The sequence below is a fragment of the Streptomyces sp. NPDC048416 genome, assembly GCF_043200435.1.
GTDB lineage: Bacteria > Actinomycetota > Actinomycetes > Streptomycetales > Streptomycetaceae > Streptomyces.
The window spans coordinates 1-11,333 of sequence record NZ_JBICXU010000064.1 but is presented as its reverse complement, the minus strand read 5'-3'; the positions used below and the strand labels follow the sequence as shown (position 1 = coordinate 11,333).

General features: G+C 72.6%; 11 protein-coding genes and 1 pseudogene. 6 read left to right on the top strand and 6 right to left on the bottom strand.

Annotated elements, in window-relative coordinates:
* Positions 1-437: 437 nt before the first annotated feature.
* The gene (locus tag ACGFW5_RS35140) at positions 438-1,952 is read left to right on the top strand and encodes an FUSC family protein (protein WP_393838425.1); all 1,515 of its coding nucleotides are present in this window, start codon (positions 438-440) and stop codon (positions 1,950-1,952) included.
* A 362-nt stretch (positions 1,953-2,314) separates the two neighbouring features.
* Positions 2,315-3,358, top strand: a complete 1,044-nt coding sequence (locus ACGFW5_RS35135) for a lactonase family protein (protein WP_393838424.1) — start codon at positions 2,315-2,317, stop codon at positions 3,356-3,358.
* A gap of 116 nt (positions 3,359-3,474) precedes the next feature.
* Here the strand turns inward: ACGFW5_RS35135 and ACGFW5_RS35130 are convergent, their stop codons facing one another.
* The 3 genes from ACGFW5_RS35130 to ACGFW5_RS35120 all read right to left on the bottom strand — a co-directional run bounded on the left by ACGFW5_RS35130 (position 3,475) and on the right by ACGFW5_RS35120 (position 5,976).
* Positions 3,475-4,404: a sirohydrochlorin chelatase gene (locus tag ACGFW5_RS35130; RefSeq protein ID WP_393838423.1), complete on the bottom strand. Its 930-nt coding sequence runs from the start codon at positions 4,402-4,404 to the stop codon at positions 3,475-3,477.
* Positions 4,405-4,525: 121 nt separating this feature from the next.
* The gene (locus ACGFW5_RS35125) at positions 4,526-5,485 is read right to left on the bottom strand and encodes an N-acetylglucosamine kinase (RefSeq protein WP_393838422.1); all 960 of its coding nucleotides are present in this window, start codon (positions 5,483-5,485) and stop codon (positions 4,526-4,528) included.
* A 20-nt stretch (positions 5,486-5,505) separates the two neighbouring features.
* On the bottom strand, positions 5,506-5,976 hold the full coding sequence (locus ACGFW5_RS35120; RefSeq protein WP_393838421.1) for a hypothetical protein: 471 nt from the start codon (positions 5,974-5,976) through the stop codon (positions 5,506-5,508).
* A 17-nt stretch (positions 5,977-5,993) separates the two neighbouring features.
* On the opposite strand from ACGFW5_RS35120, the gene ACGFW5_RS35115 reads away from it, so the two are divergent.
* The gene (locus ACGFW5_RS35115; protein WP_393838420.1) at positions 5,994-6,671 is read left to right on the top strand and encodes a uracil-DNA glycosylase; all 678 of its coding nucleotides are present in this window, start codon (positions 5,994-5,996) and stop codon (positions 6,669-6,671) included.
* A 185-nt stretch (positions 6,672-6,856) separates the two neighbouring features.
* Here the strand turns inward: ACGFW5_RS35115 and ACGFW5_RS35110 are convergent, their stop codons facing one another.
* Positions 6,857-7,291: a hypothetical protein gene (locus tag ACGFW5_RS35110; protein WP_393838419.1), complete on the bottom strand. Its 435-nt coding sequence runs from the start codon at positions 7,289-7,291 to the stop codon at positions 6,857-6,859.
* Between the two features lie 450 nt (positions 7,292-7,741).
* Between ACGFW5_RS35110 and ACGFW5_RS35105 the strand changes: the two genes are divergently transcribed.
* Entirely contained in the window at positions 7,742-7,864 is a 123-nt protein-coding gene (locus ACGFW5_RS35105; protein ID WP_393838418.1) for a hypothetical protein, read from the top strand.
* Positions 7,865-7,952: 88 nt separating this feature from the next.
* Positions 7,953-8,228 (top strand): annotated as a pseudogene (locus tag ACGFW5_RS35100) (PD-(D/E)XK nuclease family protein); the annotation flags it as partial.
* 108 nt (positions 8,229-8,336) lie between these two features.
* On the opposite strand, the gene ACGFW5_RS35095 reads toward ACGFW5_RS35100, so the two are convergent.
* Complete coding sequence (locus tag ACGFW5_RS35095) at positions 8,337-9,425, bottom strand: WD40/YVTN/BNR-like repeat-containing protein (protein WP_393838417.1); 1,089 nt, start codon at positions 9,423-9,425, stop codon at positions 8,337-8,339.
* A 90-nt stretch (positions 9,426-9,515) separates the two neighbouring features.
* The gene (locus ACGFW5_RS35090; RefSeq protein WP_393838416.1) at positions 9,516-10,136 is read right to left on the bottom strand and encodes a TetR/AcrR family transcriptional regulator; all 621 of its coding nucleotides are present in this window, start codon (positions 10,134-10,136) and stop codon (positions 9,516-9,518) included.
* 230 nt (positions 10,137-10,366) lie between these two features.
* Between ACGFW5_RS35090 and ACGFW5_RS35085 the strand changes: the two genes are divergently transcribed.
* Positions 10,367-11,191, top strand: a complete 825-nt coding sequence (locus tag ACGFW5_RS35085; RefSeq protein ID WP_393838415.1) for a class II aldolase/adducin family protein — start codon at positions 10,367-10,369, stop codon at positions 11,189-11,191.
* Positions 11,192-11,333: the final 142 nt, after the last annotated feature.

Sequence of the window (11,333 nt, the reverse complement as noted above, 5' to 3'; positions counted from 1 at the left end):
CAGGGCGTCCAGGTTGTTCGTCACACAACGATCTTGGACGCCCTGTCCGCGTTCCCGGACGCACCGTCAGCATTCGGAATGACTCGTCTAGGTCCCTCCCCGCCCCAGCTGCCGGCCTGCCCGCGCGATCCTGCTCGACGAAGGTGACGGGGCCGCGGAGGCGGCGCGTCTTCGCCCGATCCGGTGGGGCCCGTTCTGTCTCGTCCGGCACTGAGGCGGGATCCGGCGGCGGGCGCCAGAGGCGGGGTGGTCGGCGCCCGCGGTGGGCCGATGGGCCCCCATGGATACGAGAATCCCTGAAAGCCTGCACCATTGGCCCAGTCCTCAGGAGTCGAGTTGAGCCATTGGGCCGGGAAGTGATGTCATGGATGGGTCGATGGCGCTGTGGTCTCCGCAGCGCCTTTCTCATGTCCGGCCGAGAAAGGAGCAGTGGGTCTGTGGTGAAGAGGGTGTTCGTGGCCCCCGACCCGGGGAGGTTGCGGCTGCGCAGCGCGACGCGCGCCGTCCTGGGGATCGGCCTCGCGGTCGTGGCGTCCGGCCTGGCCGCCCACTCACTCGTGGCCGCCATCGCAGGCGGCCTGTCGGCCCTGCTGGCTCTCTTCACCGTGACGGATCCCACCGTGCGGGGCCAGGCGGTGACCACCGCTCTGCTGCCGGTGGTCGGCCTGCCGGTCTACGCCCTTGCCGCCGTGCTCCATGGCCATCCGTGGGCGCGCGACCTGGCGTTCCTCGCCATCGTGGGCGCGGGCGTCTACGCACGCCGCTGGGGCCCGCGCGGCCACGCGCTCGGCGTGTTCGCCTTCATGGCCTTCTTCGTGGCGCAGTTCCTGCACATGGTGCCGGGCCAACTGCCCGAACTGTACGAGGCGGTCCTGCTCTCCCTCGCCGTCGCCGCGGCCGTACGGTTCGGCGCGTGGTGCTACGAACGCGGCCGGCCGGGGCCTGGCGCCGTGCCGGCGCCCGAGCCGGGCCGCGGTCTGTACCGGGCGACGACGCGGCAGGCCGTGCAGGCCGTGGTCGGCGCGGGATTCGCCCTCGTGGTGGGCCAGGCGTTGTCGCAGGACCGCTGGTACTGGGCCGTGGGCGCGACCTGGTGGATCTTCGTGAACACCACGTCACGCGGCGAGACCCTGGTCCGTGGCTTCCGCCGGGTGCTGGGCACCGTCATCGGCGTCGGCGTGGGCCTCGCGGTGGCCCTGCCGCTGCACGGCGAGCCCACGGCCACCGCCGTACTGATCGCCCTCTGCATCTTCGGGATCTTCTACGCGGCTCCCGTCTCCTACACGTGGATGATGCTTTCGGTCACCGTCATGGCGAGCCTGCTCTACGGTCTCCTGGGTGTGTTGAACACCGACCTGCTCGCTCTGCGCTTTTTCGAGACGGGGGTCGGCATGGCGGGATCCGTTCTCGCCGTGCTGATCGTCCTGCCGATCACGACACACGCCACGACGGACGCCTGGGTGCGGCATGCGCTGCACAGCGTCCGGGCCTCCGCCGGCGCCGCGGCGGCCCGCCTCGCCGGTGAGGACGCGGACCCGCTGCCGCACATCACGGAACTGGAGCTCACCCTGGCCAGGGTCAGGCTCTCGCTGGCCCCCCTGGTGCACCCGCTCAACCCCCTGCGGGCCCGCAAAGCACGGGCCCGGCAGGTCTTGGGATACCTTGACGACTGCGCACGCGAAGCCCGCGGTCTGGCCGCGACGGCCGCGGACGCCGAAGCGTCCCACGACCAGCGGCTGACCGCCGCGTGCGAGCGGGTGGAAGCCGCCGTGGCCGTGATCGTCTCCACCCCGACGACGCCGAGCACGTCGGCCCGCCCCATGACGCCGGACCACGCCCCCGCCGTCACGGAACACCCGGCGCTCGCCCATCTGCATGCCTTGGAGCGAGCCCTGGTGAACCTGGGAAGCCCGCTCCAGGCCGCCCCGGGATCCCCCCTGGCCGAGGCCTGACCGGCCGCGTCCGAGGCCTGACCGGTACCGCGTCCGACCTCTGACGCGCACCTGCGTCCAGGGCCTGACCGGCGCCGCGTCCGACGCCTGACGCGCACCGCACCCGCGTCCGAGGCCTGGCCGGCACGGCGTCCGACGTCCGACCCGCCCCGCGCCCGCCCCGCGCCCGCACTGTGCCCTCCCGGCACCCGAAGTCCGCCGCCGCCCGCCCCGGGACGGGCTGCGCGGCGGCGGGACCGTTTCCAACGGGCGGGCCGCTGCACCCGGTTGGTCCAGACCTCCTGCTACGGTCGCCGCAGTACAGCGGTGTGCGGGCGGGCCTCGGGTCGTGGGGTGCCGCTTCGACGGAGAGGGGTTGCACGGTGGGCACGGACAGGGCCGCGCGGGCGTTCATCGGGTCGTTCACCACGGCGGGCGGGCGCGGGGTGACCGTGGCGGCCGTGGACCAGGAGACGGGGGCGCTCAGCCCGCTCGGGTCGACGGCCGCCGTCGCCAACCCGTCGTTCCTGGTCTCCTCGCCGGACGGAAGCGTCCTGTACGCCGTGGGGGAGACCTCCGACGGGCGGGCCGCCGCCTTCGACATCACCGGCCCGGAGCCCCGGCTTCTGGGCGAGCCCGTCCCGGTGGACGGCGCGGGCCCCACCCACCTCGCCCTCGCCGCCGGGCACCTCCTCACTGCCAATTACGAGTCCGGCAGTGTCACCGCCCTGCCGCTCCGCCCGGACGGCGGCCCGGGTCCGGCCGCGTCCGTCCTGGCGCACCACGGCTGCGGCCCCGATCCCGACCGCCAGCGGGAACCGCACGCCCACCAGGTGCTCGCGGACCCGAGCGGCCGCTGGGTCGTCAGCGTCGACCTCGGCACCGACTCCGTACGCGTCTGCGAACTCGACCGGCAAACCGGCGCCCTGCGCCTGCATGCGGAAGCCGCGCTGCGGCCCGGCAGCGGGCCACGGCACCTCGCCTTCCACCCCGACGGGCGGCACGCGTACGTCGTCAACGAGCTGGCGCCCACGCTCACCGTGTGCCGCTGGGACGCCGGGAGCGGAGTCCTCGAACCGCTCGGCGAGACGGCCGTCGTCGCGCACGGCGTACGTGGCGAGATCTACCCCTCCGAGGCCGTCGTCGGCCACGACGGACGCTTTCTGTGGGTCGCCTGCCGAGGCCACGACTCCATCGCCGTCCTCGCGCTGGACGAGACCGGCGAGGAGGCCCGCCTCGTCACCGGCGTGGCCTGCGGCGGCCACTGGCCGCGCGACCTCACCCTCGACCCCTCGGGACGCCGTCTGTACGCCTCCAACGAACGCTCCGGCGACGTGACCTGGTTCGCCATCGACGCGGCCACCGGCATCCCCGCCCTGGCGGGCTCCATCGAGGCGCCCGCCGCCTCATGCGTGGTCTTCTGCTGACCGGCGTCCCCGGGCATGCGAGCGGGGCCCGCATTCCCGGGCATGCGAGCGGGGCCCACACCGGTCGTCCGGTGCGGGCCCCGCTCCCACGTCATGGGTACGACGCCGTACGAAGGTCAGTGGACCGCGGAGCCCTGCGCCTGCGGGGTGATGCCCAGCGCGGCCGCGTACTTCGACAGCACCAGCTTGCCGATGGCCGGGTAGGCGCCGAGCGCCTCCGCGGCCGAGCACTCGGCCTCCTTGGCGGCGGCGTCGAGCAGCCCTTCGGCCACCTCGGGCCCGATCAGGTACGGCGCGACCGCGAGCTGCATCGAACCGGAACCGCGCAGCTCGGCGGCCATGGCCGCGATGGCGCCCTCCTGGTCGAGCGCGGCGGCCATGACCGGCACGGCCAGGCGCGCGGCCAGCAGCATGCCGGTGATGCCGGCGGCCTGCACGGCCTCCTCGCCGCCCACCGTCGCCAGGATGATCCCGTCGGCGGCCGTCGCGACCGTGAACAGCCGGGCGCGGTCGGCACGGGCCAGCCCTGCCTCGGAGAGACGCACGTGCAGGGCCTCGGCGAGCAGCGGGTGCGGGCCGAGCACATCGGTCAGCTCGGCGGCGGCCCGGCTGTCCATGACGGCCTGCCGTATGCGGCGGATCAGGGCGCTGTCGGGACCCGCGAGCAGCGGAACGACCACCGCGTCCGGCCCCCCGGGCTCGCCGGCCTCGCGGCCCGCCGCGCGCGCCTGCTCGACGCGCGCGGCGCGCTCGGCGGCGATGCGGGTGAGAACGGCGTCGAGCGTGGGGTACTCGGCGGAGTCGGCTTCGGTGCTGTCCAGGTAGCCGATGCGGGCGTGGAGGCCGGGCAGCTCGGAGCGGGCGATGCTGATGACCTCGTCGGCGAGGCTGCGCACGGCGGGCCCGGGAGCGCCGGGAACGGCGAGAACGAGCGCGGGCGCGCCCTCCGGAGCAACCACCGGTTCCGGGCGGCGGTGCCGGCCGGACTGGCGGGGTCGCGGCATTCGTACGGGCAGGCCGGATGCCGGCCCAGTGGGGGTGCTCATGGCGTCGCATGCTACTGGTTTTGCATGGGCGACTGTTCGGGGAGGGGACAGCTGAGCGGTATCTGTCCCGATTTACCCGGAGAGTGGCATAAAGATCAACTGTCCTGATCCGTCTGGGCACTCACTCGATCGTGCTCCACAACATCTGTGACTCCCGCGGAAGTCGCAGATCCCCCTCGGCGAGGCTCGCCGCGATGAGCAGACAGCCCTCCAGCGGATCCCCGGCCGCCTCGACGGTGCGCGCCTGCGGCAGCCGCCGTGCCAACTCCTCGCGCAGCGGTACGAGAAGGGGGTCGCCCACCTTGAACAGGCCGCCGGTGAGCGCCAGATGCGGCGCGCCGTCGGTGCCCGGGGGGCAGGCCGCGGCGGCGGTCTGCGCGATATGCCCGGCGGCGTCGCGCAGGATGGCGGCGGCCACCGGGTCGGCGCCCGCGCAGCCGGCGACCTCGGGCGCGAACGAGGCCAGCACGGCGGGCCGGTCGCCCCGCGGATACAGCAGCGCCGGCAGTTCCGCCGGCGCACCGAACACCGCCTTGAGGCGGGCGAGCAGCGCAGCCGAACCACCCGGCCGGCCGTCGTGGCAGCGCAGCGCCGCCTCCAGACCGGCCCGGCCGATCCAGGCGCCGCTCCCGCAGTCGCCCAGCAGATGGCCCCAGCCGTCGGCCCGACGCCACGTCGTGAGGTCCGTGCCGAGCGCGATCATCCCGGTCCCGGCGGCGACGACCACCCCGGCCCGCAGGCCGAGCGCGCCCGCGTAGGCGGTGACCGCGTCCGCGGCCAGAGCGAGCCTGCGTACGCCGAGCGCGCGGGACAGGGCGCCCGGCAGTCCGGCCCGCAGCCCGTCCCCGAGCGTGGCCATCCCGGCCGCTCCGACGGCGACGGCCGTGATCCGGTCCGCCCCGGTGCGTACCGTCAACTCCTCGACAGCGGGGAAGAGTTGATCGAGGAGGTGCTTGGCGTCGATGCCGGCGGGGCCGGTCCTTACGGGTTCCTTCGATGTGACCACCTCGGCCATGGACCCCGGCTCGGCCCGGCGCAGCGCGAACCGCACGCCCGACCCTCCGGAGTCGACCCCGAGCACCCAGGGCGCTCCGCCGTCCCTCACGGCAGTCGCCGGCCGACGGGCCGGGCGCACCGGCCCTCCAGACGTTCGTTCGTACGGCTGAAACGCCGTGAGCCGAGGAGGTGGCCGCCGGCCGACAGGGGGGAGGGGCGGGCGGATCCGATCGCGGGGAGGCCACCGAGCGGCGGTCGCGGATCGCAGGCGTCCCGCACCTCGGGCGCCACCGACGACGACAGACCCTGCGCGCGTACGGGAGTTGCAGCAGTCGCGTCATGCGTACGAGACACGGCCCAGACGCGACGGCCATGGCCTGGTGACTTGGTCACTGGACGCAACGGGCTGCCCTCCTCCCCGGCCACCGACTGCCCTTCCCGGCGACCGGCTCCCTCCCCGATGAGCGGCTGCGTGATCCGCTCGACGGGTTCGATGATCTCGACGAGGAGGAGAGTAGCGCCAGCAACGGCGGCCGTGAGTGGGGTACCGGTGTCGTGCGAGGGCGCGGTGTCCACCAGTAGAGTGAGGCACCGTGGCACCACGACCTTTGCATGAACTCGTTGAAGCAGGCTGGGCCAAGGCTCTTGAGCCTGTGGCCGAACGCATCGCGGCCATGGGGGACTTCCTCCGGGCCGAGGTGGGGGCCGGCCGGACGTATCTTCCGTCCGGGGCGAATGTCCTGCGCGCTTTCCAGCAGCCTTTCGACGACGTCCGGGTCCTGATCGTCGGCCAGGACCCCTACCCCACACCGGGTATGGCGATCGGGCTGAGCTTCGCGGTCTCGCCCGAGGTGCGTTCGCTGCCGGGGAGCCTGGAGAACATCTTCCGCGAGATGCACTCCGACCTCGGATCGCCCAGGCCGTCGAACGGTGATCTGACGCCGTGGACGCAGCAGGGCGTGCTGTTGCTCAACAGGGCGTTGACGACAGCCCCACGCAGTCCGGGCGCGCACCGCGGCAAGGGCTGGGAGGAAGTCACGGAGCAGGCGATCCGGGCGCTGGTCGCGCGCGACAAGCCGCTGGTGTCGGTGCTGTGGGGGCGCGACGCGCGCAATCTGCGGCCGCTCCTGGGGGACCTCCCGGCGATCGAGTCCGCGCACCCGTCCCCGATGTCGGCGGACCGGGGCTTCTTCGGCTCGCGCCCGTTCAGCCGGGCCAATGAACTCCTGCTCGGGCAGGGCGCGCAGCCGGTGGACTGGCGACTGCCGTAGGGCGCGCCCCGGACACGTGTGTTCGGAGCCGGGTTGTGTCCCCCGCCGTACTGGAGGGCGGCGGCACTGCTGCGGCCCGTTGCCCGCAGCTCACGCGCCGATCGACGGCAGCACGTTGCACCGCGTGCACCGCCCTGCGTGTCCTGCGTGTCCTGCGAGGCGCGACGGTGCAGGCCCCGGCGCATTCATCGCAGGTCCTTCAAGCAGATGCCGGCCTCGGTGGCGAGCACCTTCCATCCGTTCTGTTGGTTGCCCGCGAGCGCGGTCGCCGCGCTGGACGGCGTGTAGTGGACGGTGCCGTCGTCGAGCTGGAGGCCGCCGCCCTCGACGACGACCACATGGTGCGTACGGCCGAGGTTGCGCCGGTGCCAGACGAGCCGTTGCCCGACATGCAGGCGGCCGTCCTCGATGAGAGGGGCGAGCGAGTGCGCCGTGTCGCGAGAAGAGTGCGGCGGGCTGAGGGGGGAGGGGGACGATGTGTGCCCCTCGGTGGCAGCGGGGGAGAGGCCGAGCAGTCTCCGCAGCGTGCTGTTCGGCGTGTCCACGAAGGGCTCTGCCATGGACTGGAGCTTGGCGAACACTTCGGGGTCGACGTGGAGGGTGTGCGAAGTTTCGCTCATCAAGACTCATTTCACTCAGTAAACTGGGGAAGCTCGGTAAACTATGAGTGTCGATCCGCTCTTTGTCAAGGGTTTCCGGCGGGCAATTTCACGACCTGACCGCTGAACTCGGCCATGGCCGATTTGCCCGTCCTGACCGACGACGCGACGAACTCGAAGCGGCCCCCGGGTGGGATCGGCGGGGGTCGTCCTCGGCAGCCCGGCCGGCCACCGGTGTGGGCGACGTCGCCCACACCCTGCGGGCGCTGACCGCGGGCATCGTCGGCTGGTCGTGGCCGTCCGGTCGGCAAGCCGAGCGCCTACGAACAGGAACTCGCGGGCGGGCGTCCCCGTGAACGACGCGTCGTCATCCCCACGGACACGGGTCTGTACGCGGACCCGTCACTGGTCACCGGATACCGGTCGCTGGTCAGTGCGTACGAGGACGGGTGGTTCGACTGGGAGGGCGCGATGACCGCCGTCGTCGCGGTCAGGGGCGAGGTCGATGAGGACGAAGCCCGGTGGATCGTGGCCTGCCTCGCCGCCTCCAGGTCTTCGACCGCGAAGGCGCCCAGCGGCATCTCTGACAGGTGAGATACAGGGCGACGGCTGGGCGGGCGCGGCCTCGGCCGAGCTGGAGCGATTGAGGGCGGCCGGGCTCTGGTCGCCGGGAGTGGCCACGATGCTGGAGGTGCTGGATATCGGTCATCTGGAGCGCCATCACCAGAAGGTGATCGCGTGGCTGCTCGACCCGGGCGGCGGCCACCGTCTGGGCACCAGGGTGCTCGGTGCCATGCTGCGCCGGGCGGGACGTGCCGACCTCGCGGCGGCGCTTCCCGCTTCGGCGGAGGTACGCACAGAAGTCGTGCGCCCGGGCGACACCCGGGCCGACACCATGGTCACGAGCGTTGCGTGCACGGTCATCGTCGAGCTGAAGGTCCACGCCCTTGAGGGGGATGAGCAGACGCGCCGCCGGGTGGACGCGTACGCGGCCGACGCACCGCAGGCGGTCCGGGTGGGGGAGCCGGTTGTTCGGGGGCCGGCCCCCGAACAACACGCGGGCCGCTCAGTTCAGTACCGCCGCCCGCACGCAGAGCACGTCCGGCAGGTGCGAGGCGAGCTGGTGCCAGCTGTCGCCGTCGTCGGCGCTCGCGTACACCTCGCCGTTGCGGTTGCCGAAGTAGACGCCGGCCGGGTCCGCGTCGTCCGTGCACAGTGCGTCGCGCAGCACCGTGCCGTAGTGGGCCTCCTGGGGCAGGCCCGTGGTCAGCGGCTGCCAGTTCTTGCCCGCGTCCTCCGTACGAAAGACGCGGCACTTGTTGTCCGCCGGGACCCGGTCGGAGTCGGCCGTGATCGGGAAGACGTAGGCCGTGCCGGGGCGGCGGGGGTGGGCGGCGGCCGCGAAGCCGAAGGTGGACGGCAGGCCCGCCCCGATGTCCGTCCACTGCTGCCCCGCGTTGTCGCTGCGGTAGACGCCCCAGTGGTTCTGGAGATAGAGACGGTCCGGGTCGGCCGCGTCCTGGGCGACCTTGTGGACGCACTGGCCGAACTCCGGGTTCGGATCGGGAAGGAAGACCGCCGAGACGCCATTGTTCGCGGGGAACCAGCTCGCCCCGCCGTCCTCGGTGCGGAACACTCCCGCCGTGGACACGGCGACCGTCAGGACCCGGCTGTCGCGCGGGTCCGTGACGATGGTGTGCAGTCCCTCGCCGCCTCCGCCGGGCACCCACTTCGAGCGCGTCGGATGCTCCCACAGCGGGCGGACCAAATCGAAGCTCTCGCCGCCGTCCTCGGAGCGGAACAACGCGGCCGGCTCCGTGCCCGCGTACACCACGCCGGGTGCTTCGGCCCCGGCCGGGCGCAGCTGCCATACCCGTTCGAGCGAGGCGCCGGTGAACTCGGGGAACTTCACGGCCGGTTGCTTCGGCTCGGTCCAGCTGCGGCCCAGGTCGTCGGAGTGGAACACCGACGGCCCCCAGTGCGCGCTGTCCCCTCCGACCAGGAGCCGGGGCGCGGGCGAGTGCCGGGTGTCGATGGCGATGGAGTACACCGCCTGGGCATTGAAGTGCGGGCCGTCGAACGTCCAGGCCCCGTCGCGCCTGCGGCCCAGAAACAGTCCCTTGCGCGTACCCACGGTGAGCAGTACCTCGGTCATGCCGGTCCCTCCAAAACGCCGTTGTTCCGGATAGTGGCCAGTGTGCACCCGGCCACTGACAACGGCCTCCAAGACGGATGAAATGGCAGTTCAGAGTGGGTGGTGCAGAGGTTCGGTCACCGCTTCGACGAGGAACGGAAGAAACTTTTCCGCCAGTGCGCCGGGCCCGAGAGTGTCCGGCTCCACATAACTCTGGCCCAGCGCACCCTCACGCAGCGCGACCACGACCCGTACGAGTTCGGCCAGGTCTCCGCGCGGTCGCAGTCCGGCGCGTGCCAGCAGGGGGCCGAGCAGCGCCGCCGCCTCCGCGCGCAGCCGGGCGTCGTGGTCGGCGAGCCGGGCGGCTGCCTCCGGGTGACGGATCGCGTACAGGGTGAATTCGGTGGTCACGAGGAACCAGGTGCGCTCGTCGGGCTCGACGTGCGCGAGCAGGGCGGCGATCCGGCGCGCGGACAGGTCGCGGTCGTCCACCTCGTCGGCCAGCCGGCCGATCCGTTCCAGTTCGCGCGCCGCGTGCGCGTCGAAGAGGGCGAAGAAGAGCTCCTCCTTGGAGGAGAAGTTGGAGTAGAAGGCGCCCCGGGTGTAGCCCGCGCGTCGGCAGACGTCCTCGATCCTGGCGGCCCCGAAGCCCGCCTCGGCGAACACCTCAAGCGCGGCGTCGAGCAGCCGGGCCAGCGTCTGCGGCCGGCGCTTCGTCGTTCCCTTGGGCATGTGCCCCTCCCGGAACCCTTGACAGCGCGGACGCGCTCGGAAAGCATCCAGGCGCGTATCGGATACGTGAATGTATCCGATGGGCATGTCCGGCGGCCCGTGTGTCGTGCAGGGCGCCCGGCCGCGCCAGGCAACCCCTGGGCGCGCCCGGTGACGCCCCGCCCGGCGCCTCGCCGGATGGGCCGGGCTCCGCCCGGTGCGCCCGACAAACTCCCTCAGGAGGAACACTCATGACCGACCACGCCACGGCTCCACCGCCCGCCGATGTGATCGCGGGCGCCGCGGGCCCGCTGCCCGCAGGGGTCACGGTCCCCATGCCGCCGGTCTTCGAGGATGTCGAGCGGGAGCGCCGCTATCGCAAGGAACAACTCGCCGCGGGATTCAGGCTGTTCGGCCGCTTCGGCTTCTCCGAGGGCGTCGCTGGGCACATCACCGTCCGCGACCCCGAGCACCCCGACCGGTTCTGGGTGAACCCCTTCGGCATGAGTTTCGGCCGGATCAAGGCCTCCGACCTGATCCTCGTCGACCACGAGGGCAACCTTCTGCACGGCGCCCGCCCGGTGAATCGCGCCGCGTTCGTCATCCATGGCGCCGTCCACCGGGCCCGCCCGGACGCGATCGCCGCCGCCCACTCGCACTCCCTGCACGGAAAGGCGTTCTCCTCCCTCGGCATCCCGCTCGACCCCCTCACCCAGGACGCCTGCGCCTTCTTCGAGGACCACGGCCTCTACAACGACTACCGGGGCGTCGTCAGCGACGCGGAGGAAGGCAAGCGGATCGCGGCGGCGCTCGGGGCGTACAAGGCGGTGATCCTCCAGAACCACGGACTGCTGACCGTCGGGCACTCGGTCGCCGAGGCGGTGTGGTGGTTCATCACGATGGAACGCTCCTGCCAGGCGCAGCTCCTCGCCATGGCGGCCGGCACCCCGCGGCACATCGACCGCGAGACCGCGCTGCACACCCGAGGCCAGCTCGGCGGCCACTTCGCGGGCTGGTTCCAGGCCCAGCCGCTCTACGAGCAGATCGCCCACTCCGACCCCGACCACGTCAACTAGCCTGCCCCGCACGGGGTGTGGGTGAGACGCGGCGTTGCCGACATCACCCGGGGGGGTGCCCCTATGGGTTTGGTCAAGGTGATGGGGCGGGCTGGGGTTCGTAGAAGGTGCCGTCTCGGAGCATCGCGAAGAGGACGTCGGC